General features: G+C 53.5%; 25 protein-coding genes, 1 pseudogene and 1 riboswitch. Of the genes and pseudogenes, 15 read left to right on the top strand and 11 right to left on the bottom strand.

Annotated elements, in window-relative coordinates:
• The first annotated feature begins 99 nt into the window (after window positions 1-99).
• Entirely contained in the window at window positions 100-426 is a 327-nt protein-coding gene (locus PCH01S_RS31020) for a DUF3139 domain-containing protein (protein WP_053228803.1), read from the top strand.
• A 294-nt stretch (window positions 427-720) separates the two neighbouring features.
• On the opposite strand, the gene PCH01S_RS28655 is transcribed toward PCH01S_RS31020, so the two are convergent.
• From PCH01S_RS28655 to PCH01S_RS28645, 3 genes are all read right to left on the bottom strand, one after another.
• A complete protein-coding gene (locus tag PCH01S_RS28655) occupies window positions 721-1,206 on the bottom strand; it encodes a hypothetical protein (RefSeq protein WP_042235779.1) in 486 nt (161 codons plus the stop codon).
• 97 nt (window positions 1,207-1,303) lie between these two features.
• Window positions 1,304-2,518, bottom strand: coding sequence for an ABC transporter permease (locus PCH01S_RS28650; RefSeq protein ID WP_241688923.1), 1,215 nt, complete (start codon window positions 2,516-2,518; stop codon window positions 1,304-1,306).
• A gap of 19 nt (window positions 2,519-2,537) precedes the next feature.
• A complete protein-coding gene (locus PCH01S_RS28645) occupies window positions 2,538-3,236 on the bottom strand; it encodes an ABC transporter ATP-binding protein (RefSeq protein WP_042235773.1) in 699 nt (232 codons plus the stop codon).
• 132 nt (window positions 3,237-3,368) lie between these two features.
• Here PCH01S_RS28645 and PCH01S_RS28640 point away from each other — a divergent pair, with 132 nt between their 5' ends.
• The 8 genes from PCH01S_RS28640 (at window position 3,369) to nrdF (ending at window position 12,745) form a co-directional block, all read left to right on the top strand.
• Complete coding sequence (locus PCH01S_RS28640) at window positions 3,369-3,683, top strand: membrane protein (protein ID WP_042235770.1); 315 nt, start codon at window positions 3,369-3,371, stop codon at window positions 3,681-3,683.
• A 198-nt stretch (window positions 3,684-3,881) separates the two neighbouring features.
• Window positions 3,882-4,835 carry an aldolase catalytic domain-containing protein gene (locus PCH01S_RS28635; RefSeq protein WP_042235768.1) on the top strand — a complete coding sequence of 318 codons (954 nt, stop codon included), beginning with the start codon at window positions 3,882-3,884 and terminating at the stop codon, window positions 4,833-4,835.
• 167 nt (window positions 4,836-5,002) lie between these two features.
• Window positions 5,003-7,099: a hypothetical protein gene (locus PCH01S_RS28630; protein ID WP_042235765.1), complete on the top strand. Its 2,097-nt coding sequence runs from the start codon at window positions 5,003-5,005 to the stop codon at window positions 7,097-7,099.
• 189 nt (window positions 7,100-7,288) lie between these two features.
• Window positions 7,289-7,702: a hypothetical protein gene (locus tag PCH01S_RS29435; RefSeq protein WP_053228802.1), complete on the top strand. Its 414-nt coding sequence runs from the start codon at window positions 7,289-7,291 to the stop codon at window positions 7,700-7,702.
• A 96-nt stretch (window positions 7,703-7,798) separates the two neighbouring features.
• Complete coding sequence (locus PCH01S_RS28620) at window positions 7,799-8,350, top strand: hypothetical protein (RefSeq protein ID WP_042235763.1); 552 nt, start codon at window positions 7,799-7,801, stop codon at window positions 8,348-8,350.
• A gap of 296 nt (window positions 8,351-8,646) precedes the next feature.
• A riboswitch (cobalamin riboswitch) is annotated at window positions 8,647-8,842 on the top strand.
• 289 nt (window positions 8,843-9,131) lie between these two features.
• Window positions 9,132-9,491 carry a class Ib ribonucleoside-diphosphate reductase assembly flavoprotein NrdI gene (gene nrdI / locus PCH01S_RS28615; RefSeq protein ID WP_009676335.1) on the top strand — a complete coding sequence of 120 codons (360 nt, stop codon included), beginning with the start codon at window positions 9,132-9,134 and terminating at the stop codon, window positions 9,489-9,491.
• Window positions 9,478-11,562, top strand: coding sequence for a class 1b ribonucleoside-diphosphate reductase subunit alpha (gene nrdE, locus PCH01S_RS28610; protein ID WP_042235761.1), 2,085 nt, complete (start codon window positions 9,478-9,480; stop codon window positions 11,560-11,562). The genes nrdI and nrdE overlap by 14 nt, the downstream gene beginning before the upstream one ends.
• Before the next feature lie 223 nt (window positions 11,563-11,785).
• Entirely contained in the window at window positions 11,786-12,745 is a 960-nt protein-coding gene (gene nrdF / locus PCH01S_RS28605; RefSeq protein ID WP_042235758.1) for a class 1b ribonucleoside-diphosphate reductase subunit beta, read from the top strand.
• A gap of 165 nt (window positions 12,746-12,910) precedes the next feature.
• On the opposite strand, the gene PCH01S_RS28600 is transcribed toward nrdF, so the two are convergent.
• On the bottom strand, window positions 12,911-13,318 hold the full coding sequence (locus PCH01S_RS28600) for a GNAT family N-acetyltransferase (protein WP_042235755.1): 408 nt from the start codon (window positions 13,316-13,318) through the stop codon (window positions 12,911-12,913).
• A 378-nt stretch (window positions 13,319-13,696) separates the two neighbouring features.
• On the bottom strand, window positions 13,697-14,599 hold the full coding sequence (locus PCH01S_RS28595; protein ID WP_042235752.1) for an SDR family oxidoreductase: 903 nt from the start codon (window positions 14,597-14,599) through the stop codon (window positions 13,697-13,699).
• Between the two features lie 310 nt (window positions 14,600-14,909).
• On the opposite strand from PCH01S_RS28595, the gene PCH01S_RS28590 reads away from it, so the two are divergent.
• On the top strand, window positions 14,910-15,494 hold the full coding sequence (locus tag PCH01S_RS28590; protein WP_042235819.1) for a TetR/AcrR family transcriptional regulator: 585 nt from the start codon (window positions 14,910-14,912) through the stop codon (window positions 15,492-15,494).
• A 313-nt stretch (window positions 15,495-15,807) separates the two neighbouring features.
• On the opposite strand, the gene PCH01S_RS28585 is transcribed toward PCH01S_RS28590, so the two are convergent.
• On the bottom strand, window positions 15,808-16,665 hold the full coding sequence (locus PCH01S_RS28585) for a LysR family transcriptional regulator (RefSeq protein ID WP_042235750.1): 858 nt from the start codon (window positions 16,663-16,665) through the stop codon (window positions 15,808-15,810).
• A 165-nt stretch (window positions 16,666-16,830) separates the two neighbouring features.
• Between PCH01S_RS28585 and PCH01S_RS28580 the strand changes: the two genes are divergently transcribed.
• Window positions 16,831-17,568, top strand: coding sequence for an SDR family NAD(P)-dependent oxidoreductase (locus PCH01S_RS28580; RefSeq protein ID WP_042235746.1), 738 nt, complete (start codon window positions 16,831-16,833; stop codon window positions 17,566-17,568).
• Window positions 17,569-17,741: 173 nt separating this feature from the next.
• On the opposite strand, the gene PCH01S_RS28575 is transcribed toward PCH01S_RS28580, so the two are convergent.
• From PCH01S_RS28575 to PCH01S_RS28560, 4 genes are all read right to left on the bottom strand, one after another.
• Entirely contained in the window at window positions 17,742-19,115 is a 1,374-nt protein-coding gene (locus tag PCH01S_RS28575) for a TolC family protein (RefSeq protein WP_042235744.1), read from the bottom strand.
• A gap of 177 nt (window positions 19,116-19,292) precedes the next feature.
• Window positions 19,293-20,519: an ABC transporter permease gene (locus PCH01S_RS28570; protein WP_042235741.1), complete on the bottom strand. Its 1,227-nt coding sequence runs from the start codon at window positions 20,517-20,519 to the stop codon at window positions 19,293-19,295.
• Entirely contained in the window at window positions 20,500-21,789 is a 1,290-nt protein-coding gene (locus PCH01S_RS28565; protein WP_042235738.1) for an HlyD family secretion protein, read from the bottom strand. Before PCH01S_RS28565 ends, PCH01S_RS28570 begins: the two co-directional genes overlap by 20 nt.
• A gap of 66 nt (window positions 21,790-21,855) precedes the next feature.
• Window positions 21,856-22,425, bottom strand: a complete 570-nt coding sequence (locus PCH01S_RS28560; protein WP_042235735.1) for a TetR/AcrR family transcriptional regulator — start codon at window positions 22,423-22,425, stop codon at window positions 21,856-21,858.
• A gap of 232 nt (window positions 22,426-22,657) precedes the next feature.
• Here PCH01S_RS28560 and PCH01S_RS28555 point away from each other — a divergent pair, with 232 nt between their 5' ends.
• Window positions 22,658-23,359 (top strand): response regulator transcription factor, encoded by a 702-nt coding sequence (locus PCH01S_RS28555; protein ID WP_042235733.1) that lies wholly within the window; start codon window positions 22,658-22,660, stop codon window positions 23,357-23,359.
• Window positions 23,349-24,716 carry a sensor histidine kinase gene (locus tag PCH01S_RS28550; protein WP_042235729.1) on the top strand — a complete coding sequence of 456 codons (1,368 nt, stop codon included), beginning with the start codon at window positions 23,349-23,351 and terminating at the stop codon, window positions 24,714-24,716. Before PCH01S_RS28555 ends, PCH01S_RS28550 begins: the two co-directional genes overlap by 11 nt.
• A gap of 247 nt (window positions 24,717-24,963) precedes the next feature.
• On the opposite strand, the gene PCH01S_RS28545 is transcribed toward PCH01S_RS28550, so the two are convergent.
• Window positions 24,964-25,461 carry an Hsp20/alpha crystallin family protein gene (locus PCH01S_RS28545; protein WP_042235728.1) on the bottom strand — a complete coding sequence of 166 codons (498 nt, stop codon included), beginning with the start codon at window positions 25,459-25,461 and terminating at the stop codon, window positions 24,964-24,966.
• A gap of 154 nt (window positions 25,462-25,615) precedes the next feature.
• Between PCH01S_RS28545 and PCH01S_RS28540 the strand changes: the two genes are divergently transcribed.
• Both PCH01S_RS28540 and PCH01S_RS31575 read left to right on the top strand, forming a co-directional pair.
• Window positions 25,616-25,843, top strand: coding sequence for a spore germination protein (locus tag PCH01S_RS28540; RefSeq protein ID WP_042235725.1), 228 nt, complete (start codon window positions 25,616-25,618; stop codon window positions 25,841-25,843).
• Window positions 25,840-25,992, top strand: a pseudogene (locus PCH01S_RS31575) (spore germination protein GerPB); the annotation flags it as partial. The gene PCH01S_RS28540 and the pseudogene PCH01S_RS31575, both read left to right, overlap by 4 nt.
• Between the last annotated feature and the right edge of the window lie 158 nt (window positions 25,993-26,150).

Raw genomic sequence — 26,150 nt, 5'->3', positions numbered from 1 at the left:
ACAGACGAAGGAAGCTTAACGAGAAACTTTTCATCAAGTCAGCGTGTACAATATGTGATTGATTCCCTGAGAATTACAAGAAAGAAAGGAGGGAGCGGTTTGAAAAAGCTGCTAGTTATTGGCGGAACGGGGCTAGTCTTTCTTGTACTTGTTATTTTGGTTGTCATACGTATAAATGAAAGAAGCTTAGCGAAAGAATTAAAAAACTACCTCATCCAAGAAAAACGATACCGGGAAGACGACATAGAACAAGTAAGCTCGAAATTTGGAAAGATGCCTCAATATGCCGTATTTGTTAGTTTTAAAGATGAGCCGGAAGTTACTTATTCTTATGTAAAAAAAGATAAATGGATTCAGTTGGGGCCCAGTGATGCTGAAATTCTATCCGGCAAAACATTTAAACATATAGATGATAGAGCACATTAACCCCAAGCCCTGTAAACCTACACGAAACGGACACCTGTAATGAAGTGAGTTATATAACCGCTGGAAAAAGTCAAAAAGCTGCCTCCATTAAAATATCGGAAGCAGCTTTTTGACTGGGCGGTTTTAGTCACCCGGAGTGGTATCGGCTGGCCAAGCTGCCGCCGACAGGCCCGGTTCCCCGCTAAGCCCGGCTGGGGGACAACGCGTTAACGAGACAAGTGATTGTCCCTTCTCGCAGCCTGCCCCGACTGCCGGTTCACGAGAGGCGCTGAGCGGACATCCCGAGCCCTCCACTTACAAATGAATCCCTGCCGAGAACTGGTCCAGGTCGTCCTCGGACGGATCAAACTGCCGCTGCGGCTCTTCGTACGAACCGTCGGCACCCGCAGCGCCCGCGGCTCCGGAATAAGCGTCATAGGCGGCGCCAAGTCCGTCCCCTCCGCCCGCGGCAGCCAGGGTGCCTTCAGACGCGTCCTCCTCCGGGTCCTGGATCAGGTGGGCGGGGATCCGGATCGTGTCGAGATCGTACGCCGCCGCATAAGCCTCCGGTTCGCTGCAGCCCACCGCGCCGGCAGGCGGCGCGTCGATCAGCTCCCCCGCATGGGCTTGAGCGATCTGCATCGCGGAAGCGAGGTCCTGCCCTTCCACATGAATGTGCAGCGTAGGCTTCCCTTCCGAAGCGCTGACGCCCGGCCGGTAACCCAGCTCAAACAGCGTGTCGTAAGCAAGCCGCATATCCCGTTCCTGCGTAAATTCGAAAAATATCGGTGTGTCGCTCATAAGGTTTCCTTTCCGGTGCTGTCAGATCCGCCGTGCGCCTTTCGTATCCATCGCGCACGCTGGCCGGTCGCCCTTAGTGTCCGCCAAAACCTGGCGTTTAATACCAGATGGTGACCAGAAAAGCGGCCGCATACGCGGCGGGCACGGAAAGCACAAGAGCGGCAATCCCCAGCGGCAGCGAGATGCTCCCGCCCGCGATAAGCCCGATCAGCGCAAGTCCGGGCACGGCCAGAGCGAACGACGCTTTGCGGAGCGCCTCCTGCTTGTTGATTTCGCTCCAGGCGAACATGCGGAAGAAGGAAGCGCCCAGCGTCTCCCGCGCGACCGACTTCATCCAGTAGGCCAGCACGAAAGCGGCGACGGCCCACAGGACGACGTGCATCGGACCGGGAAGCCGCCATGCGGCGAACGCGAGCACAGCCGTCAGCTGGGCGTACAGCTTCCACTGGCCGGGCCGGCGGAGGACCGACTTGACGAGCGAATCGGCCAGAACCGCCGAAGCGCCCGTCCCGCGGACCACCCGCTGCGAGCGGCCCAGCAGCAGCGGAACCCGGCGCTGGCGCGGCTTCTTGCCCTCGACGATGCCCCGGAGCATCAGCGAGGCGAGCTTCAGCCTCGCCTCCCGCTCCCGCTGCACGTCGGCGTGGAACGCGCCCGCCGCCCGCAGACGGCGGCGGCCAAGCGGAACCGCGGCCGCAAGCAGCAGCGGCCCGGCGAGATAGCCCGCGGCAGTATCCGCCAGTATCAACTGGACGCAGGCCCAGTAGATAAGAAAGCCTGCCGCGAACAACGCGATGGAAACGGCCACGCGCTTCCATCCCGCCCAGGCGAGCGCCGCAAGCTGGCGCAGCAGACCCAGGTTGACCTTGGCCGCGTAGACGGCCAGGAACAGGGCTGCAAGCTTCAGCGCGCCGCCCGAGCCTTCCGCGCGCAGCAGGGGCAGCAGAGCGCCGGCCAGCAGGGCCGTCGTCAGCGCCTGCAGCGCGAGCGAGTACAGGAGCCCGCGGCGCTTGATCGCGGGCATCCAGCCTTCGCTGCGGACGAGGAAGAGCTGGTCCGCTTCCTCGATGAAGAAGCGGACGGTGCCGGACCAGGCGAACAGATACAAGAAAACGGCGACCAGCGATGCCGGGATATAGCCGAACCATTCGGGCGGCGTCCGCAACCACGCCGAATAATAGATGGAGGCGAAGATCAGGGCCGGAACGATTAGATACACGGCCACCGTCCAGTCTACCGCCGTACGCAAAATACGATACTGGTAGGTCCAGTCATCGAGCAGCCGTCGTTTGAATAATTTTGCCGGTGTCATGTTCACCTTCTCCCCCTCCTCAGACCAGCGCATGGAAGCAGTCGAAGAGAGTGCCGTCCGGCAGCCCCGACTCCTGCCGCACTTCGTCCAGCGTCCCCTGCGCCACGATCCGCCCTTCGCTGAGCAGCAGGAAAGAGTCGCAAATGCGCTCCGCGGTATCGAGCACGTGAGTGCTCATCAGAATGCCCGCTCCCCTCTCCCGCTCTTTCCGCAGCAGCTCCAGGAAATCCTTCGTCGCCCTCGGATCCAGTCCGATGAACGGCTCGTCTACGATGTATAAGGAGGGCCGGTTAAGGAAGCCGATGATGAGCATCACCTTCTGCTGCATGCCTTTGGAGAAGGCCACCGGCAGCCGGTGCCGGTCAGCCGACAGCTTGAACTGGGCCAGCAGCGCCTCCGCCCGTTCCTCGAAAACCGGGCGCTCCAGCCCGTAGGCCGCCGCCGCAAGCTCCATGTGCTCCCACAGCGTGAGCTCCTCGTACAGCACCGGATGCTCCGGCACATAAGCCACTGAAGCCCGTCCGTCGGCAAATTCGATATTCCCCTCGACATCCTTCAACAGGCCGAGCATACTCTTGATGGTCGTGCTTTTGCCGGCGCCGTTGGGTCCGATCAGACCGATGAGCTGGCCCTCCAGGATACGGAAGTCGATATCCCTCAAAATCGCCCCGGAATCGCCGTATCCCGCCTTTTTTATATGAATCGAAGCTTTTTCCAAATAAATTCCTCCATTTCCGCATCCAGCCTGTGTCTATCCCTTTTCAAACGGGGTATGCATATTCTATAGTAGAAGTATAGCAGAAATTAATCCGGCTTCATGTTTTCGATTCTGAGTGTGAGGTGTCCGCGTATGCACAATCACAATTCCTCTGATATCGACAGCAACAAATCCGCCGCCATGTCCGCTTACCTGATTTTTTGTCTGCCGCTGATGGTTGCCAGGCATTCCAGATTCGCGATGTACCATGCGAACCAGGGGCTGCTGCTCCTGCTCTACGCGGTTTTCGCGCATCTGCTGCTCGTGCTGCTTCCGGGTGTGGAGAACTTGCTAATGCCTCCCCTGGACATCTCCGTCTTCGCGCTGGCTTTTATCGGGATACGGAACGCCCATGACGGCAGAATGAAACCACTTCCACTCATTGGTAAATTGGTTCTTGTCCGGTAAATCCGGACTTACAAAAGGCGATATGCGTGCCGGAACGTATAAAAAGGCGGAATCCCTTCAGGGAACCGCTTTTTTATTTGACCGTCTGTCAGTTCTTTCATTTGTCCGACAATTGCGCCGATTGATTGACATCCCTTATCAGATGCGTGATAATATAGCAAAATATGAGCCGGTATGCGGCTTTTGGAGGGTACCGAAATGAAACACGATCAGCATAAAATTCTCGATTGTACGATACGCGACGGAGGTCTCGTCAACAATTGGGATTTTAGCGTGGAATTTGTTCAGGATATGTATCGCGGCTTAAATGCAGCCGGCGTTGAATATATGGAGATCGGTTACAAAAACTCGGCTAAGCTCCTGAAAAGCGACAATGCGGGCCCTTGGCGCTTTCTGAATGAGGATTTCCTGCGTGAGGTTATCCCTACCAAGAACGATACGAAGCTTTCCGCGCTTGTGGATATCGGCCGCGTCGACGAGAACGACATTCTCCCCCGCGAGCAGAGCCAACTGGACCTGATCCGCGTAGCTTCTTACATCAAAGATGTGGACAAGGGTCTGCAGCTCGTACAAAAGTTCCACGACATGGGGTACGAAACGACGCTGAACATCATGGCGCTCTCCCACGTGATGGAAAACGAACTCAACGAAGCGTTCGAGCTCATCAACAGAAGCCCGGTCGACGTGGTATACGTCGTCGATTCGTACGGCAGCATGAACCATAAGGATATCGACTATATGGTCAATAAATTCCAGCGTCTTCTTCCCGAGAAGAAACTGGGCCTTCATATGCATAACAACATGCAGCTCGCATTCTCCAACACCGTAATCGGTGCCGAGAAAGGCGTCGAGTTCCTCGACACCTCCGTCTTCGGTATGGGACGCGCGGCAGGCAACTGCACCACCGAACTGCTCGTCAGCTACCTGAAAAACCCTCGTTACGACGTGCGTCCCGTCCTGGACCTGATCGAACGCCACATGGTCGCCATGCGCGAAAAAGTGGAATGGGGCTACATCATTCCTTACATGGTCGCCGGAACGCTCAACGAACATCCTCGCGTAGCCATGGCCGTCCGCAACACCGCGGACAAGGACAAGTACGTCGAGTTCTACGACAAGCTGACGACGCCGGAAACTATCGCCAACAATTAATAGCCTTAACAAGATCCTTTCCTCCGGGAAGGGATCTTTGTTTGTTTTCCGGCGCCGTGAATTTGAACTCATTTCCATTAACTTTTGTTAGTATCCTTAATAATTCCCCTTTGATATAGTGATCCGTGAATAAAGCAATCGATCCTAACATCTATTGGAGTGAGATTATGTCCGCCAAAACCAAACACGATGCTTTTGAGGAGTTTTATACGAGAGCATCCAATACCGGACCGGCTGCCGGTACGTTTTTCAACGATAAAGCTTATCTTTTTTACACGAACGGGAATCTGCTGGATCTCATTTGTATGGAAACTTACCTCGCCGACGATAAACAGGAAAAGATCAGACTCGCTAAGAGCCCCGGCAAAAAGAAAGGGCCGCTCGGGATCGAGTATTTGACCAAAGTGGCGTACGGAGGCGACGGAGTCTCCGGAGGGTATATACCGGCACTGGCCGCCTGCGCGCATGAAGGCGTCTTGTATTTGTTTTACGCGGATCAGCGGGGCACGCTGTATCAAATGACTTCCCCGGACGGAACCGAATGGTCATCGGCTCTTACCTTAAGCGAGCGCATGCGCCTTCGGACGGACTCCCGGTTCGCAGCCGTGTCGGCCGGAACCCGCTTGTATCTCATCGGCTCCGGTGCGGACAGCAAGCTGGCGCTGAACTGGACGGATGACGGAGGGCAGACGTGGGAGCGGACGGACGCCCGTGAGCAGCGCCCCGCGAAAGACGGCAAGACGGAGGAAGTCGGCATCGCGGACGTCACTCATACGGCGGCGTGCAGCTACCGGGAGCCCGGCGGCGAAGTGCGGATCATGGTCGGCTATATTCAAAGAAGCCCGGATAAGAAGGCGGTCATTCCCCGCAAAAAAGAAGCTTTAAAAACTTGGCTCCTGCACCACGAAGAAAACGCACCGCCCCGGAAAGTAAATGAACCGCACTCCATAGCGGAAGATGAAAACGTCAGCCACTTCGCGATCGTTCCGGGATCTATCGAGAACGGCTGCACAGGGAGCGTCCTTCAGATGTTCGTCAGCGGCAAAGCCGAGAAAAACATCAAAGCGAGGAGATACGAATACTCCGCCTCTTCGGGCCACTGGTCGCCCCCCATTCTCCGGAACTGGGGGCATATGTCGACGCCTACGGGACATCATGTCGACGCATTCCAGTTCTTCAAACCTACGGACGAGGGACATATCCGGTCGGAAATCTGGTTTACGCAGACGTTCGACGGCTCCGGTATGAAAAAACATCTCGGAATAGGCCGATACCGCTCCGACCGGCTTACCTTGACGGACACGTTGACGAACTGGGCCAACGATGACCATCTTACGTTTCTGGGCGTTGTGGAAAGCCCCCCTCCCCACGTGCTGAACGGCTCCGAGCTTACAGACTCCATCTGTTCCTTCCGGTTCAAGTGGTCGAAGGAAGAGCAGGCGGCGGTATCCGCGAAGTACAAATTCGGCGCTTCTCTCAACTTTAGCGGCAAAGTTCCGGTCGTGGGACTCGGAGGCGAAATGAAAATCGCTTATGAGCGGACGCGGTCCGTCACTTCGGAAATGAAGAGCATCAAGGAATTTTCGATCGAGCTGTATCCGTCTGCCACCAAAAAAACGGCTACGCATTTGTATATCCGGCCCAACATAACCAGGCATACCTACAAGCTGGCGGATTGGCAGGAGAACGACCTGGGCGTGCAGCTCAGTCTTTTCTCCGTATCGGATCTTAGCATCGAAGCCCGCAAAGGCAGATCCTTGAGCACGTTTCCGAAACAGCCCGATCCGAACCGCATCGAGAATTATGTGCAAAGGTTTACGGCGCTGCCCGATTATGCGGATAAACAGCTTTCGTTCAGTATGCCGGTGAATTGGTCGGAATCCATGAAAATCGAAGAAAATTTTATTAAAGTCAGCAAAACCGTCACCTCCGTTTCCAACAGCGTATCCGTTGAATGCGAGCCTGCGGGTGAGGCGCCCGGCGATATATTTTCGATCGGTGTAGGGTCCAGCTTCATGTACACGTATGAAGTGAACGTATCCACCCAATTTTCATCTCAAATGGGCTGTACGGTCCGTTACCCGAATCCCCGTCCGGGCGAAACCGATGATATCAGCGAAGTGAAGCTGCTCATGTATGTGTTTTACCCCGATAAAAATAAAACGGACCGCTGCTACTGGATTCCGCAGGAAACGAAAAACCAGTTCCCCTGGTGCGTAGCGTGGTCGGTGGATGAGCTGGTTAGGCAGGGCAGCAGTCAGTAAGCTTATTTGAGTGCACGATAGGGCTGGGTCTCCCTACTCAACGAATTGTTTGGGACATTCGGATACTTTAAAGCTGCATCTTTTTTGTATCATAAAATGGTTCACATGTACCATTTTTTACAATTATAGTTTACTATCCTTCCCTCATGTGATATAACTATTTTTGTAAATAAATGGGAGGTGTTTAGTATGAAAAAAACTTTGGTAAGTTCCGTATTGGCTGTCTCAATCGTTGCAGGAGCCCTAGCCGCACCAAGTGCTTCATTCGCATCAGCACTTAAAACGCCCCCTCTAGCGAACAGTGTCTCTACAACAGTAGCTCCTACAGCCGTGCAACCAGATGGATTAATTTCTAATATCATTAAAAAAGCAATCACAAGCGCACTTCGTTACGGGGGTTCTTATTTAGGCAAACTATTAGAAAAATTAAGTCCATCAGCAGGACAATGGTTAACAAAATACTCAGGCAAGATTGCTGATTTCTTAGACTCCATAACAAACTGGCAAGAAAATATTATTGCTACCGGACTTGTATCTCTTGGTATACCCCCTGCTGAAGCTTGGGAAATTGCAAAAGCAATAGTTTGGTTAGCGGGAATTTAATTTATAATAATATCAATAGAAATACGATTCTGCCCTCAAGACGAGCTTGGGGGTAGAGTCGTATTTATAGGCATGTACATATTAGGGAGGACCTGCATGAACAATTATGTATTACTCTTTGGACTGCTGCTGCTTTTGTTTTTTGGTTTGAACGTCCTGCTGAATTATTTATCGCACCGGGACCATGAACCTGCACCGTCATGGAAGACGAAAATATGGGCAATTCCGCTTTTGTCCTTGCTCATCATCGGGCCGGTAATCGGGTTTGCTTTCTTATATATGACATTCTTCCGGGGGATTGAACATACCAGCTCACTCATCAGTTTTACGGGCAAAGCGGATCTCTTCACTTTTTCCCTGGTCATTCTGCTGAGCTTCCTGTTCTTCGAGACCTTTATTCATCCTCTAACCCATGCACTGATTCGCTACGGTCTCAAAAGACCTCCCTCTATTTACAGCAGACAAATCATCACGATAATCGCAGACTGTCTTCTGATTTATGTTTTTGCTCATCTGATTCCCGGTGTGTACATCAAGGATTTTTTGTCCGCTCTCACTTTGTCTGTCGCTCTGCACGTGATCGAATGGGTACTTGCAGGCATAATGATCCTTTATAAAAAGAACAACAAAAAGAATTTAAACATGTAAAAAAGGATCCAGCTCCAACCTGAGGAGCTTGATCCTTTTTTTATTTTGATGCACATGAAAACCCCCGCTCAGCGCATGGAAATCAGCTTGGCTGCACGTCCCTGCACCGCCTGCAAACTTTGTCGAAATAAAAAGAACCCCAAATAAAATCTCGCCCGTTTATGGGCAGGTTATCACACCTTTTTCGCCTTTTATCTCGGTTTTTCTCCCCTTGTTGAGTCCTTACGCACTGTTGACAAACCACAATATATTGAGGTAAATTCATATCTATCACCTACATATTCACTATATATAGACTATATATGGATTGGACAGGTTTCCCGCCTACCAGGCGGGAATCAAAAGGGAAGTCCGGTGAGAATCCGGCGCGGTCCCGCCACTGTCAACGGGGAGCGCCCCACCCATACCGCCACTGACGAATGCCGTCGGGAAGGCCGCGGAGGGGCGTAATGAACCTGGAGCCAGGAGACCTGCCTGTCTGAAAGACACCGCTGAACCTACGGGAGATAGGGAGGTGTCCGGACGTTTTTCACATCCAGCCGCCCAGCCCGGCTGTCCCCCTCTTCCGCCTTCGGGCGGGGAGCCGGGCAGCCGGCTTTGTACGCGCGGCTTCAGCCAGCCTTTTTACAGAGCCGTCAGCGGCACGCGAAGAGGTTGGAAGCTGACTGTGAATTTAGAGCCGCTCTTTGTCACAAGGGGCGGCTTTCATCCGGGCGCGCCGACTACTTCCCGTGGTCGGCGCGCCCCGTATTTTTGGTAGAGTGGAAAGGAAGATGCCTCCATGCTGGTAGTTTACGATTCCCGTACGGGAAATGTTCAACGATTCATTAACAAGCTGAATTTGAAGGCCGTACGGATCGAAGAGGATTTGACGATCCAGGAGCCGTTCGTCCTTGTTACCTATACGACCGGATTCGGTCAAATTCCCGGCAAAGTGCTGGACTTTCTGAAACATCACTCTTCCCTTCTGCGCGGCGTAGCCGCAAGCGGCAATCAGAACTGGGGACAGTCCTTTGCCCTGAGCGCCGACCGCATTTCATCGGCATACGGTGTTCCGGTGCTTGCCAAATTCGAACTTTCCGGCACGTCTAGCGACGTGGAACGATTCCATAAAGGGGTGCGCCATCTTGAAGCATATTGAACTGAACAACGAACTCATGATACCGGGGGAAGACGGATTTTACCGTCTGGAGAAAGACCGCGAAGCGCTGGACGCCTTCCTTGAGGAAGTGCAAGGGCAGACCGTTCCTTTCGGCAGTATCAAAGAACGCTACGACTATCTGATCGGCGAAGATTTCTACGAGAACGTATACGAACACTACACGCTGGAGCAGATCGAAGCCATCCACGAAACCATCCGCGAAAGCGGCTTTAAGTTCCAGTCCTACATGGCCGCTTCGAAATTTTATAAAGATTACGCCCTGCGCACCAACGATAAAAAGCAAGTCCTCGAATCGTACGAGGACCGTGCCGCCATCGTCGCCCTCCACCTCGGTGAAGGCGACTTCGGCAAAGCCCAGCGGATCGCCAAGGCGATCATCGAGCAGCGCGTCCAGCCGGCAACGCCGACGTTCCTGAACGCCGGACGCAGCCGCCGGGGCGAAATGGTCTCCTGCTTCCTGCTGGAGATGGACGACTCCCTGAACTCCATTCAGTACGTCATCGGCACCTGCATGCAGCTGTCCAAAATCGGCGGCGGCGTAGCCGTGAACATGTCCAAGCTGCGCGGACGCGGCGAGCCGATCAAAGGCGTCGAAGGCGCCGCCAAGGGCATCATGCCCGTCATGAAGCTCCTTGAGGACGCCTTCTCCTATGCGGACCAGATGGGTCAGCGCCGGGGCTCCGGAGCGGTCTACTACTCCGTATTCGGCTGGGACATCATCGAATTCCTCGACTGCAAAAAGATCAACGCGGACGAGAAATCCCGCATCCAGACGCTGTCCATCGGCCTGATCGTGCCGCAGAAGTTTTACGAGCTGGCCGAGCAGAACAAGCCACTGCACGTGTTCGCCCCGTTCTCCGTCTACAAGGAGTACGGCCGTCACCTCGACGATATGAATATCGACGAGATGTACGAAGAACTGCTCGCCAACCCGAACGTGAAGAAGAAAGTCGTGATGAGCGCCCGCGACATGCTGACCAAAATTGCCGTTATCCAGTTGGAATCCGGCTATCCTTACATCATGAACCGTTCCAACGCGAACCGCGGACATGCTCTGAAAGACATCGGCAAAGTGAAAATGTCCAACCTGTGCACGGAAATTTTCCAGCTCCAGGAGACGACGGAGATCGGCGATTACGGCCAAGGCGATATTATCCGCCGGGACATTTCCTGCAACCTCGCGTCGCTTAACATCGTGAACGTGATGGAAACGAAGAGCATCCGCGATTCCGTCCACAGCGGCATCGAAGCGCTGACTTCCGTCAGCGACAACACGACGGTCGCGAACGCGCCGGGCGTTGTGAAAGCGAACAAGGAGCTTCATTCCGTCGGACTCGGCGCGATGAACCTGCACGGCTATCTGTCGAAGAACCGGATCGCTTACGAAAGCCCGGAAGCGAAAGAGTTTGCGCGCGCCTTCTTCATGGCCATCAACTTCTACTCGCTGGAAAAGAGCATGGAAATCGCACGCGATCGCGGTATCACTTTCGCCGATTTCGAACGCTCCGAATACGCGAAAGGCACCTATTTCGCCAAGTACGAAGAGAAGGACTACCGTCCGGAATCCGATAAAGTCAGTGCTCTCTTTGAGGGCATGGATCTTCCGTCGCCGGAAGACTGGAAAGCTTTGAAAGAACAAGTCATGAAGCACGGTCTGTACCATGCTTACCGCCTGGCCATCGCGCCGACGCAGAGCATCTCGTACGTGCAAAACGCGACTTCCAGCGTGATGCCGATCGTCGATCAGATCGAGACACGCACGTATGCGAACTCGACGACTTACTATCCGATGCCTTACCTGTCCAAGGAGAACATGTTCTTCTACAAGTCGGCTTACCGGATGGACCCGTTCAAGATCATTGATCTTATCGCGGAAATCCAGGAGCACGTGGATCAAGGAATTTCAACGGTGCTGCACGTAAACAGCGACATCTCGACCCGCGAGCTGGCCCGCAACTACCTGTACGCCGCCAAAAAAGGCCTGAAATCGCTCTACTACACCCGCACTAAGCGGTTGACCATGGAAGAATGCCTGAGCTGCTCCGTTTAAGAGAGGGCCAGGTTAAGTATAGATTCGTGTAAAAGAAACCGGCTGCGCGACAGGAGCGTAAAAACGCTCCGCGCAGGCCGCAAATCATCCGTATGGCGCTATCCCGATAAGCAGCTTTATGCAGGGCCGGAACTTGTCAGCCCCGTATAAAGCTGCCTATGGTTAGGCACGGCAGCGACTGATGCCGGATTTGCAGCGCGCCCCATCCAAAGGAGAGAAAACGATGAAAGCCGTCAATTGGAATAAACCCGACGATGATTACACCTGGTCGTTTTGGCAGCAGAACGTAATGCAGTTCTGGACCGAAGAAGAAATTCCCCTTTCCGACGATAAAATGGTCTGGATCGAGATGAGTCCGGACGAGCAGGACGTCTACAAGAAGGTTCTGGGCGGCCTGACGCTGCTGGATACCCTTCAAGGCGGAGTCGGCATGCCGAGACTCGTCGAGCACATGGACGGCCTCCAGCGCAAAGCCGTGCTGTCGTTCATGGGCATGATGGAGCAGATCCATGCGAAGTCCTACAGCAGCATTTTCACGACGCTGGCGAGCAACGAAGAGATCGACGGCATTTTCCGCTGGGTCGAAGAGAACGGACGCCTGCAGCAGAAAGCGGATCTCATTAACCGCTACTACAACAGCATCCAATCCGAGAAAGACCTGTATCTGGCGATGACGGCTTCCGTTTATCTCGAAAGCTACCTGTTCTACAGCGGCTTCTTCTACCCGCTCTATTTGGCGGGACAAGGCAAAATGACGAACAGCGGCGAGATCATTGACCTCATTCTGCGCGACGAAAGCATCCACGGCCTATACGTCGGCACGCTGGCGCAGGAGCTGTTCGCGTCTCTGAGCGAAGCGGATCAGCAGGAAGCCGCCGAGGAGCAGATCAAGCTGCTTCTGGAGCTGTACGAGATCGAGAAGCTCTATACGGAAGAGCTGTACACTCCGCTCGGCCTGCAGGACGATGTGCTGCGTTATGTGCGCTACAACGCCAACAAAGCGCTGATGAACCTCGGACGCGATCCTTATTTCCCGGAAGAGCCGGTTCATCCGGTCGTTCTGAACGGCATCCGGACACAGACGAAGCAGCATGACTTTTTCTCGAAAAAAGGCAACGGCTACGTCCGCGCCCTCCGCGTCGAACCGCTTAGCGACGACGATTTCAGCTTCGAAGGGCTGTAAGACCGCCGCCTCCGGCCTCCGGCATCCGGCCGAGCAGGACGGACCGCATAAGCGGCCGCCTAAACGAAAAAGACGTACAAAATTGGAGACAATTTTGTGCGTCTTTTTGCGTCCGGCTGCGGTTGTGCCGGATGAGGGCGCTCGCTGTTCGCAGCGTATGGCCGGTTAGAGGAACAGGCCCATTCCCGGAGCATCGGCCGGCCGCTCGCGAAATCCGTAGCGTTCATAGAAGCCCTGCTTCCCTTTCGCGCAGGCAAGCTGGACCCAGCGGATTCCTTTTGACTTGCAGTAGTCCAAAAGATGATCCATGATTTGGCTGCCGAGGCCCCGATTCCGATAATCCGGCAGCACCATCATTTCGCATAGGATACACTGAATAACTCCGTCCGAAACCATACGACCTGACGCTACCAGCCTGTCGCCCTTATAGACCGTAACGACGTACCAGCTGTTCCGGACCGCTTCGTGCAGCATGTCTTCCGTCCAGATTCCGTCCCCATCCCATCCTGTCGATTGGAACAGCTCGTAATAAGCGGCTTTCGCCGGCAGATCCGTGCGGATCTTAAAGGTCATCGCTCTCACCTCCGGTACTTGTATACATCCAACAGATTAATCATGCATTATAATGTATATTTATACAACTCCGATTTCCTCTGCTCGTATTTATCAATCGGGGGGCTCCAGAGCCCACAGTGGCTGAGCTCCGCTCCCGTCGGTGCGCCTGGAATGCTGCCGCTAAGATGAGGAAACCTGCCATGAGCGTCACGACGCTCGCAACCTGCAGCGTGGGAATGGCTCCGGTGGTAAAGGAGGCAGGGGTTTCGGAACCGCCAAATGGATGGCGGCGACAAGGTCCACGACCAAGATGGTACACGCCTACACGCAAGCCAGAACCAGGCCCTGCTGCCGTGACGGGTTCAGGGCAGCAGGCCTGGTTCTGTGGATCGCACCTTATTTCCCGGCTTCCTTGTACGCACCGGCCAAGATGTCATCAATTAGAGTCGGCCCGGCGGGCGCCCATTCGAGCAGTTCACGGGTGCGTTCGCTGGAGCCGTTCATGGATAGTTTGAAAAAACTGCCGACAAAACCGAAGTGCGCAACTGCATCCTCCGGCGCGATCGTCACCACCGGGATATCAAGAGCGCGTCCGATGGCTTCGGCGATCGCCCGGGTGGAGATGGTTTCCTCTGCGACGGCATGCAGGCGTGCTCCGGCCGGTGCTTTCTCGATTCCAAGCCGGATGAGCTTGGCGGCATCGGAACGGTGCACCGCGGACCATGCGTGGGAGCCGTCATCGATGTACCCGGACACGCCATGTTTGCGTGCAGCGCTCACCAGGAATTTGACAAAGCCCCAGTCTCCGGCCCCGTGAACCGTCGGTGCGAACCGGATGATCATAGTCCGCACTCCGCGATCAACGTAGTCGAGAGCGAGGTTCTCAGCACCGCCTCGGTGAGAGTCCGGGCTCACGTCAGGCGACGGGTCCGTCTCCAGTATCGGCCGCCCCTGATACAGGCCGGACAATCCAGTCGCGACCATGAAAGGCCGGTTGGTACCGACCAGCGCCTCAGCAAGGGTTTCGACTGCAGCCCGCTCAGCACGGTCAGACTCCGCCGGATTTGCAAAGTCGTGCTTGTTCGCCAGGTGAATGACAGCCTCCGCATCGGACGCCCCGCGGCGGAGGGAGTCGAGATCATCGAGGTCCCCGCGCAGAACCTTCGCGCCTTTCGCCTCGAGCGACGCAGCAGAGACGTCCGAACGGACCAACCCGACGACCTTGTGTCCAGCTTTCAGCAGCTCATCTACGGTGACCGATCCGATCCACCCTGTTGCTCCAGTGACAAATACATTCATTCGTGTTACCTCCTTGCAGCCCTTCTGTGGGCTGCGGCCTATTTTTTGCGGTAACTCGCATCCTCAGAATACGAGACGACATCCGTCCTCTTTAATTACGAGACATCGTGTGACTTAATTTACTATAAACGGTGCATGGTGTCCAGTAATTTTTTTTTGAAGAAAGTCTTGTGTGAATGCCGTCTTAGCGATAAGAGGGCTTACAGCTCCGGCGAACAGGGCCGCAGACGAGGTGAAGGCGACGGCTTTGGATTAGTCACATATAATCAGAAAATGGACAAGAAACAACGTCCCCTTGTATAATTGTGACATGAATAAAGAACATAATCCCGTCGGCCGTCCCCGAAACGAGCAAGCGAGGACGGCTATTCTAAATGCAGTTGACGACCTCTTGTTCGAGGTCGGGTATGCGGCAATGACGATGAAGGGCATTTCCGAGAGGGCCGGAGTGTCCAGACAGACCGTGTATCGATGGTGGTCACACAAAGCGGAGATCCTGTTTGAGGCCAGCGCAGCCGATGCAGAGGAGGAGCTTGCGATTAGTCTCTCGGGAGATCCTTTAGACGACATCACGGCCTACCTGGAAGCACTTCTGCGCTTCCTCGCGCACTCACTGGCCGGTGCCGCCTATCGGGCACTCCTGGGTGAAGCGCAGCATGACTCCGTCGTGGCGGAGCTGCTCTCCGCGAAAGACCCGCTCGGCGATAGCGCTCGTGTCGTGATCGAGCGCGCGCTCGGGAAGGATACGCTGCCAGTCCCGCTCGAACAGGCCACTGCCTTGCTGATCGGACCGAGCTTCTTCTGGATCTTGAGCGGACGCGATCCCGCTCAACTTGTCCCGCGGGAGCTGGCCGAGAATTTTATTCACGGCCTCCAGGCTCGACAGTCCCGGTGAACGAAGGCTCATCCCGGCGACGGCGCCTCCAAAATTTCATAGCCGAACGTTAAACGAAGAAAGACGCACGATGAGAGATCACTGCAAAACCCTTGTTTTTGGGTTAAACAGGGCTTCAGAGAACCGACTACATGAGTTTATAAATAAAATGCAGCGCGTATCCGTTAGGATGCGCGCTGCATTTTATTTATCAGCTGCCAATACAAAATAATGGAGCCGTATATTAATTTATGAGGGTTCTTTTGCTTTTTAAGGGTGAAATAAGTCAAAAACGCTTGATAATAATGCTCCCCTGTATTTGTAAAATAGAACGTTAACTCCAGGTTTTAACATGGGTCCTGATCAGAGTGATCATACTACGCATAGCGGGAGAGATCCATTTATCCTTGTGATAGACCAAGTAGGTGGACATGTTTGCATTAAGTTCATGGCTCACCCTTTCACCCTTTATTTTATTTCCTTCTATTTCTTCTCTTACAGAAAAGTAAGGAACCAATGAGCAGCCTAGACCACCAATGACACATTGTTTTATGGCCTCAATACTTTGAAATTTTAGAATTTGTTCTACCTCTATATGTTTACTTTCTAAATAGTTTTCGAATAAAGATTTGTAGCAGCAGCTTTCCTCTGTATAAAGAATTGTTTTTAAGTCTTCTTTATTTTCGAGAGAGCTAATCAAAACCATTTCTTCTCTTTTTAATTTTTCACAATGGAGCTCAGGCAGAGGCCAATCTTCCTTTTCTAAAATCAATGCCATATCAATATCTCCATTTTGCAGATTAGAACTAATATCACAGTGGTCAAGTGATTTAAGAGAAATATTAACTTTGGGGTACAATTTTTTGTATTCTAACAAAATGGAGGGAATACGTTGAACGGTCAACAATTCAGATATACCGATTTTAAGATTGCCGATAGGTTCTTCATCCATATTTAAAGCCTGAGTATGCAATTCGATAATTTTTATGGCATACGGAAGGAACTGCTGTCCATAGTGAGTCAAAATTACTTTTTTACCAATCCGATCAAATAGGGGTGCACCTACTTCATTTTCTAAGTCTTTAATATGAGTGGTTATAGAAGATTGAGCATATCCGAGATATTCAGCAGCCTTTTTAAACCCGCCTTTTTCTACAACAGTCTTGAATGTTAATAAATGACGTATTTCCATGTAGTCTACACTTCCTTATGATTCAATTATTTTGAATCAAATCTTCAATCATTTCAATTATACAAATATATATGGATCTACTACAATGGATATATGAAAAACAATGCAAGACAATTTTTTTTGTAAGGATAAAATTTAATTACTGTTAGGAAAGGAAGAAATAAAATGAATAAAAATATTATCATTGTAGGTGCAGGACAGGGAGTCGGACTTGAAACAGCTCGACGTTTCGGTAAAGAAGGGTACTCCGTAGGGTTAATTCGCAGAGGACAAGAACAAATTGAAGAAATGGCGGCTGAATTATCAGCTGAAGGAATAGATACTTATTTCGAACCCGCTGACGCATATGACCCCAAACAAATAGAGAGAGCAATTAAACTATTGGCCGATAAGATGTCAGGAATTGATGTGTTATTTTATAATGTCCCGGGACCGCTAGGCAAGGCATATGTACCTGCAACAGAGATTTCAACTGAACTTATAACGGAATTTCTAAATATGCGTGTAGTCAGTGCCTTGAAATCTGCTCAAGCTGCCCTTCCTTATGTTAAAGAATCAAAGGGATCTATTTTGTATACGAGTGGTCAGTCTGATAGATATCCGTTTCCTTATACGGCTGCTATTGGAGCTCCCCAGGCGGCCCTGAGACTTCTTTCCGAACATTTACACAATGAATTAAAGGGAAATGGTGTATTTGTTGGATATTTCCCTTTGCATAATCCTCCGTTGTATACGGATCTAGAAAAAGAGAAGGAGCGAACAGATCTTCCCGCAGGTTTCCATCTGGATGAAAGAGTTGTTGCGAGTGATGTAGCAGAAAAAATATACCAACTCAATATCACTAGAGATCGTTTTGAGTGTGCAGTCGCTGCAAGTAAAAATGTTAATGAAAATCAAGGTTGAGAGTTATTATTCGCAAGTGTAAAACAGACCGTTGACCATAACAGGATCAACGGTTTTTTTAATGTTGCTATCAAAAAAAGAGACCGATCCAAGGACCGGTCTCTCTTATTCATTCGCCTAATAATAAAGTCCATATACATTCAGTCTGCATAAACTTTCGAAATACAGGCCTTTTACGAGATAAATCCTCTATCCATCGCTTCGGCCTTGCGTACCAAGGCGAAGTATTTCAGTCTGGCTCCCTCCAGCGTGGTTTGAGCCTGTTGAAGTTTAAAAGAAAATTTATCGAAATCATGCTTGGAGACAAACCCGTTCTCGTAGCGGATTTTCATTTTGGCGACATCGGCCTGCGCGTCTTTCAGGTTGCGCTGCTCGTTCAGCACGATCTGATAAGCGTTCTCGGCATCGCTGTAAGTCGCGTAGATCTTTTTGACCAGCTCGGCTTTCGTCTGTTCCTGTTTCTGATAAGCGATTCCCGTGTTGACGCTCTGATACTGGCCGCCGTACGTATTCTTGGTCACGGTATTCTGCTGCTGCCAGATGGCTTCGTCGATGCCGTTGTGATCCATTTTCAGCTTAAAAGAATTGGCGAGCAGCGTTTCGGTATCTTTCTTCACAACCGGCTGCACATTTTCGGATACGGCGGCAGGCTCTTCGAGCAGCAGGTCCGGCGTGTATTCAACGCCGATATCGAAGCACAACTGCACGAGGCCTAGGCGGTAGTTGTTCTCCAGGGTTTGAATATCGTCACCGATTTTGTTCACCGCTTTGCGGGCGGTTTCCACGTCCTCGGGAGAAGCGAGACCCGCGTCGCTCAGCACCTGGGCGCGTTTCATCTCTTTCTCCGCCACACCTTTGTACTCGTGCATGAGGGCGATTTGCTTCTTGGAGCCGAGAAGCTGCACGTACTGCGCCGTCACCTGAAGCTTGATGCCTTCAATCGCTTCGTCGGTCTGGAGCAGGTTGTTCCACATGTCCGTGTCGAGCTGATGCGAGGTTGTTTTCATCTGTTCGCGCTGGGCCTGCAAAATCTGGTTAATGCCATTAACCATCTGCCCCTGCCCTTCGATGACTTTGTTCAGCACCGTGTTGGTTTCGACAACCGGACCGATCCAGAAGAAGCTGTCCGGAGTCGCTTTGGTCGGATCGATCTGGTATTTCTTCATCGCCTCTGGCGTCATGTAATCCTGCGGGGAAGCCGGAAGCTTGTAGCCTTCGAAGCTGCCTCCGTACAGGTTTTCGCTCTGATTCTTGAGATCGCTGCTTTTGCTGCCGAGCGCGGCTGTTTTCAGGTAGAGCAATTTCATATTGTAGGAGTTGTTAAGCGTCCATTCCAGCACGGTGTCCAGGGTCAGCTTGCTGACTTTCTCCAGCGCGGGCAGGCGTATCTCATCTTTATTGAGAGGCTTATCGGTTGTCGCGTGAAGTTGAACAAGGTTGCCGTCTTTGATTTCGTAGTAAGGCGAATGGGTATCCGCCGCCCATGCGGCCGGCATCATGCCGAATACAAAAGCGGACGCCGTCAGCGTAGCTATGATTTTTTTCATCGAAAATCCCTTCTTTTCCAAGGTATGATAAGAACTAAACGCAGGCTGAGGGACATGGGAACAAAAGCGCTGATGCTGATGACTGAAACTATGTAAACGGCGCGCTGGCACTGTACAAGCATGGCTTTCGCGCGCCGGTGAAACGCTGTTTGGCACTGTGTCGGTCGAACAGGGCTCTTACACCGTAAGGGAGGTGCTCTCCTGCTGGACAGCAGGCAGCCCGGCCGAAGCCGGCTCATCCGTCTGCTTGCGGAACATGGCGAACCGGGTGAGCAGGAATGCCGCAAAGTAAGTGATGAGTCCCGTCAGAACAAGCGCGATGCAGTCCTTGACGATGACGTCGTAGCCATTGCCTTTGACGAACACGTGGCGGACGCCCTCCAGGAAGTAAGTAAGCGGCAGCAGATGGCCGAGGATGCTCAACGCCTTCGGCATCGCTTCAAACGGCCATGTATAGCCGGACAGCATGAACGACGGCACCGCGATCAGCATCGCAATCTGAGTGGAGCCGAGCTGCGCGCTCGAGAACAGGGAGATGAAATACCCGATGCCGAGCACCGCAAAGTTGAAGCAGGCCGAGAGCAGCATGGCCATCAGAATTTGTCCGCGCATCGGAAGGTCGAAGCCGAACAGCATGATCGTGAACACCACGACCGCATTCAGCATGCCGATGATAAAATAGGGGACCGATTTCGCGTAAGCGAGGCGCCACGGCATCTTTTTCCACTCCGCAAAACGGCTCCAGATCCCTTTTTCCTTATCGCGGGTGATGGTCAAAGCGATGCCGAGCAGAAGCACCTGCTGTAAAATCGCGCCCGCCAGACCGAAAATCATAAAATCGCTGTAGTTGAACGTCGGATTGTAAAGCACCCGGTAGCGGAACGGGACGGCGGAGAACGTCGAGCTGACCTGTTCATCCTGAAGGCCCTGCTGCTGGAGCTTCTTGCCGCTGACGCCGTAGCTGTACGTGGTCACGATCTCATTGGCCGCGCGCGTCGCGGAGTTGGAGATCATCATGTTCGCGCCGTCGATCAGCGTCATGACCGGCTGCACATCGCCGTGTTTAATGCGGGCTTCGAATTCTTTCGGGATAATGACCCCGACCTTCGCTTCTCCGCGGGAGATGGCTTCCGTCACTTCCGCCTCCGAATGGTAGGCGTTCACGACCCGGAACGTTTCGCTCTGGTCGAACGCCTGCACGATCTGGCGGCTGAGCTGGCTGTTGTCCTCGTCGAAGACGACGGTCTGCATTTCGGTTACTTTATGCTGGATATAAATCGATCCGAATAAGGTTGTGTAAAGGATCGGCACGAGGAACAGAATCGCCATCAACCGGCGGTCCTTGAAAATTTGCCGCCATTCCTCGGCGATCACGCTTCCGACTTTAAGGGGCAACGGTATCACCCGCTTTTCCTTCCCATTGTACGGTCATTCCCGTCAGAACCGATTCCGGCAGTTGAGAAAGCTCGACTTTCACGCCGAACGAGCGGATATCGGTATCGGACGCGTTCTGCGTCGCTTTCTTCACGGCGAAGTCCGCGGCCGGAGCGACCGTGCTTACTTTGCCGGTCACGGCGGCGCCGTTAGCCGTCACTTTTACGGTCACGGTATCGCCCGTTTTCAGACCGGCCGCGTCCGTTTCTTTCAGATAGAAACGCGCCCATTTCGTGTCCGCGGAAGTTTCCATCGTGAACACCGGGAAGCCGGAGCCTACCATTTCGCCCAGTTGAGCGGATTGGGAAATGATGATGCCGTCGGAAGGAGCAAGCAGTTCGGTGTAGCTCAGGTAAGTCTCGGCTTCGCTTTGGGCCGCTTGGGCCTGCTGCTGTCCGGACTGGGCGGATTTGACGGCGCCCTGCGCCTGCTGGATCGACGCCTGAGCGGCGTTCACGTCACCTTGGCGGATCTTCACCTGATCCATGTTCGCCTTAGCCAGCTCGACGGCCGCTTTGGCCTGTTCCACCTGCGCCTCCGCGGCCTGGATTTCCTCCACGCGCGGCCCCTGCTGGGCAAGCGCGTACTGCTGCTGCGCCACTTCGTATTTGGCTTTGGCTTCTTCGTAGCTGACTTTCGCTTTATCCACGTCCGTCTGGGCGACGAGTCCCTCTTCCTTCATTTTTTTAACACGGTTGTAGCTTTCTTCCGCTGTCTGGAAAACCTCTTTGGTTGCGTTCAGCTGAATCTCCGCCTGCTTTTTCTCTTCCGGTCTCGCCCCGTTCTTCAAGGCGTCCACCTTCGTCTGCGCGGCTTTCACGACCGCTTCGGCCTGTTTCACTTGTTTCTCGGCCGTTTCCGCGGTAAGCGTCACCGCTTCCTGACCCTGCTGTTTTTTCGCCTGGGCTGTCGCTTCCGCGCCCTTCGCTTCGGCGATTTTCCCTTGGGAGAGCGCTACGGCCGCTTTGGCCTGGGCTACTTTCGCCTCGATTTCCTGGCTTTGAATCCGGGCCAGCACCTGGCCTTTCTTCACGGTGTCCCCTTCTTTGACGAGAATTTCAGTCACGCGGCCGCCGGCTTTAAAGCTCGCGGCCACCTGATTTGCTTCGATATAAGCGGTCGGCAGGTTTGCCGGACGGTTCTGGGTGCTGCTCAGGGCCTCTTTGGAAGACAGCAGGAAAGTTCCCCCGCCGATCAATCCGGCCATCACTACGTATACAACAGGTCTAACAAACTTCATCTAACATTTCCCTCCCAGGATACTTTCTCTAGTTCATAATTTAGGGTGTAAACGGACAAACCGCCCTTAGAGGGCGATTCCGTCCATCATATAAAGCTGGATTAGATCCGAAATCTGCTCGTTGGTAAGAGGCGGATGCTTTCTTTCCCAGTCGACGAGCAGGACCAGGTACATACGCACCAGCACGAACGCGGTAATCTCGGGATCGCACGGCTTGATGCTTCCGTTCGCGACGGCGATCTCCAGATGCTGCTTGATGTAGCCGATGACGCCTTCCTCGATCTCGCGCAGAGCGTGCTGAGACGCCGGCGTACCGAACTGGGCCACCTCCTGCGACAATTTCAGCAGCAGCTCGTGCTCCTTCCGGTAAACCAGAATGCTGTATGTAGCGGAATGCAGCTTCTCCATGATCGTGCCGCCCTTGGAAATGCTGGCGTCGGCCAGTTTTCTCATCTCGGCGATCAGGGATTTGACAATCTCGTTTAGCAAATCTTCTTTTGTCTCAAAATACAGGTACAGCGTTCCCTTCCCAACGCTGGCGATTTTGGCGATCTGATCGACCGTCGTTCCTTTGTATCCGAACAAAGCAAACGATTTTTTCGCCGCATCGAGAATGTTTTCGCGCCGCTGATCCATTCGGCACCTCCGTTTTGACCAAAATCCTATTTTAGTTCTGTAGTCAAAACAATATCATCTTTACGGGGCAAAATCAACGGGTCCCCCCGGCCAAACAGCCTTACATTTTAGCCCTTTTGTCTAAAAACGGGCCTCTTTTTTCAACCTTTGCCGGATTGCCGTTCAATTTTCATCTGTTCCGTATGGAAACCGCCCCCTCCACAAACACTATCTGTAAAAGCGGAGGTGCGGGATGAGCAGCAAAATTTTGTTGGTGGAAGACGAGAGTAAAATTGCACGCGTCCTGCAGCTGGAGCTGCAGCATGAGGGCTACGAGGTCAGCCTGGCCGAGGACGGGCGCAAGGGTCTCGACATGGCTCTGGCGGAGCCGTGGGATCTCATCCTGCTCGACATCATGCTCCCCGAGCTGAGCGGGCTGGAAGTGCTGCGCCGCCTGCGGCAGCAGTCCGCGGTCCCCGTCATCCTCCTGACCGCAAGGGACGCGGTGCCCGACAGAGTAAGCGGCCTGGACCAGGGAGCGAACGACTACGTGACGAAGCCGTTCGCCATCGAAGAGCTGCTCGCCCGCATTCGCAACCTGCTCCGGCTGACGACTCAGCAGAGCCAGGCGGAGAACGATCAGATTCTTCAGGCGGAAGATATTCTCATGAACCTGAAGAGCCGCGAGGTTACCCGCATGGGGAAATCCGTCGAACTTACTCCCAAGGAGTTCGATCTGCTCCAGTACCTGCTCCAGCACAAGGGGGAAGTGAAATCCCGGGAAGATATCATTTCCGATGTATGGGGCTACGATTTTGTAGGCGATACGAACATTGTGGACGTCTACATCCGTTATTTGCGGCAGAAGCTCGAAAAAAATTTCCCCGGCAAGCTGATCCATACGATCCGCGGCGTCGGTTATCTCATAAAAGGAAGTGGCCCCGATGAGTCTTAAGCTGCGGTTCGCTCTGCTTCAGACTTCCCTGCTCTTTCTGATTCTTCTGGGCGTCAACTTCTTCATTTACTATCTTTTTATCGAAAACAATTCGCGCAATGAAACTCAAAATATCGAACGCAAAGCGGCCAAGCTGCTGCTTCAAGAAAATGTGGTGCAGCATCCTGAATATTGGGAAAATCCTTTTCTGCTCAAAGACTTTCTCGTAGCCAACGAACTGATCCGGCTCATCGGACCGGACTCCACGGTGCAAAAAGAAATCTACACGGACGAAACGCTCCTCCAGCGTCCCGCCAAATTCATACCCGCGACAGGCACCGTCTCTAAGCTCGTTTCCACAGACAACGGCTTCTGTCTGTATGTGCAAGTGCCCGTTATGGAAAACGAGCGCCAGATCGCTTCGCTGGAAATCGCCCGCAAGCTGGTCACCCTGAACGATAACGTGCAGGTGCTGTTTCTCGCTCTTTTTTATACGACGCTCGGTGCGCTTGTCCTATCCGTTATCATCGGGTATATCTACGCGAGTCTGGTGTTCAACCCCATTCACAGGCTGGCCCAGACGATGGAAAGCATTGAACGGAGCGGAACATTCAGGCGGCTGGAAATCCAATCCACGCGCAAAAAAGACGAGATCGCTCAGCTCGGCCAGACTTTCAATGAAATGATCGGCCGGCTGGAGCAGCATTTCGAGCAGCAGAAACAGTTCCTGGCGGATGCTTCCCATGAACTGCGCACCCCGCTCACGATTATCGAGAGCTATGCGAGGCTGCTCAAGCGCTGGGCCAGCAACGATCCCCAGATTCGCGAAGAAGCCATCGAAGCGATTCTGAGCGAATCGGTCCGGCTGAGGGAAATGACGAAGAGCCTGCTCACTCTTGCGGATTCCGACGAACGGCAGCGGACCGAATGGCAGGAATTCGAGCTGCGCCCCCTGGTCCAGGCCACGGCCGCGTCCATTCAGCTGACGTTCGACCGCGAGGTGCGTCTGGATCTTCCCGAAGAAGACACCCCTCTGAAGATGAAAGGCGACCCCGAGAAAATCCGTCAGCTGCTGATCATTCTGCTCGACAACGCGATTAAGTACAGCCAGCTGCCGATCAACATCATCGTCCGGGAGCAGCCCCGTCACCTGCAGATCTCCGTCGTGGACAAAGGGATCGGCATCGAGAAGGACGACATCCCGCAGCTGTTCAACCGGTTTTACCGCGTCGATAAAGCGCGCAGCCGCAAGAACGGAGGCGTCGGACTGGGGCTCGCCATCGCCGAGAACATCGTCAAGCTCCATGCCGGAACCCTCAAGATCCAAAGCGAGCCGGATATCGGCACCGAAGTTCATGTCAGGCTGCCGAAGGATTAAGAAAGCCCGAGAGAGAACCGGGCCAACCGCTTTTGGACCATCGCCTAGAGACGCAAAACCAGTGGGACGGCCCCTTCTTTCTTCCGATCGCGAGCGGTACGTTTTCCGGCCAGCCCCTCTTGGGCGATCGCCCCTCCGCTTCTTTCGTTCCACCGCTTCCCGCCGGAAGACAAGAGTCCCGGTCTAAGGCACTCTCTCCAGCGCAATAAAAAGAAACCGGCCGCTGAAGGCCGGTTTCTTTTTCATTTCAATACTCGATATACGCTTCATGATAGTTGTCTTTATACTTGCGCCTGCGCACCTGTATTTGCAGAACGCCCTCCTTGTAAGTGGCCTTCGCCGTTTTCGGCAAAACCGGGCTGGGCAGTTTAATGAGTTTTCTCGGTTCATCCGTCAGCCCGAGAATTTTGACGTGGCTGGTTTTCACCATGACCTGCAGCGAACGCGGATCTTCGCTTTTCGGAATTTTTAACCGGACGAATACGTCCGTATGCGTTTCGAACGTATCGCCGTTCACGCTCTCCCTCGGCTGCTGGGACGATGTTTGCTGCTTGCCCTTCTGCTGGGACCTGGGCTGCGTCTGCTGAATGTCCGCGTTCATCTGGGGCGGCGGCATTGTACGGTCGAAAACGTCGCGCACGAACCCTTCGATCCATTTGATATTCTCAATGTATTTCTGGGGCTGATCGAGAAATTTTTCGACATGCTCCCATTTAAGCCATTTATTCATGTCCGGCTGATTCATCGCAGCTCCCCCCGCTTCTTCTGCATTATATGAACGGAGACCGCCCGGTGGTGAACATTCTTTGCGGAATCCGTTAAATCGGGGAAAGGAATATGAACATCTGGGCGCTACCCTACATAAGCTATAAAAGAAGACGCAGCAAAGGAGAACGCCTATGCCGGCCATCGTCGGAAACGTGAAAATACTGACCGTAGGCCCCAGCTCTGTCGTTCAATTCGGGGACTGCCTGGTCATATCGCCAAACAGCAGTTCAAAAAGCTATGCAGGAGCAGGTTCTTTTAATACAGGTGATTTGCCGCATGTATTTAATGCCGTCAGCGCCACGAATACGAACGACAGCGATGCCATCGAAGCCGAGGCAAATAAAACGGCGACGGCATGAACTGGACCATACACCAGACGATTACGATCCATCAGCTCCGGGTCGATGCCGTGTCCAACTCCTCCGTTCTGCAGGTCGGGAGCGCAGGCAGCATCCGTGCGCTCTCGAACCAGTACAACACGGGCGGCTTCACCGGCCCCGTTCCGGAAATCGGCAAAGGCCCCCTCGCCGGCTTCGGCGGGGCCGCAGGCGGGGGCCTGCCCGGGGCAGCGGAAGCCGGCGAGGCCGGTACGGCAGCCGGTTCAGCCGGGCAGGGCGCGCCCGGCAAGCCGGCGCCGGGTCCCGGCTCCATCGGCGCTGCGGAGGC

The sequence above is a fragment of the Paenibacillus chitinolyticus NBRC 15660 genome (assembly GCF_000739915.1).
In the GTDB taxonomy this organism is placed as follows: Bacteria; Bacillota; Bacilli; order Paenibacillales; family NBRC-103111; genus Paenibacillus_F; species Paenibacillus_F chitinolyticus.
The sequence above is the reverse complement of the archived record's forward strand: the minus strand, read 5'-3'. Positions and strand labels throughout refer to the sequence as shown.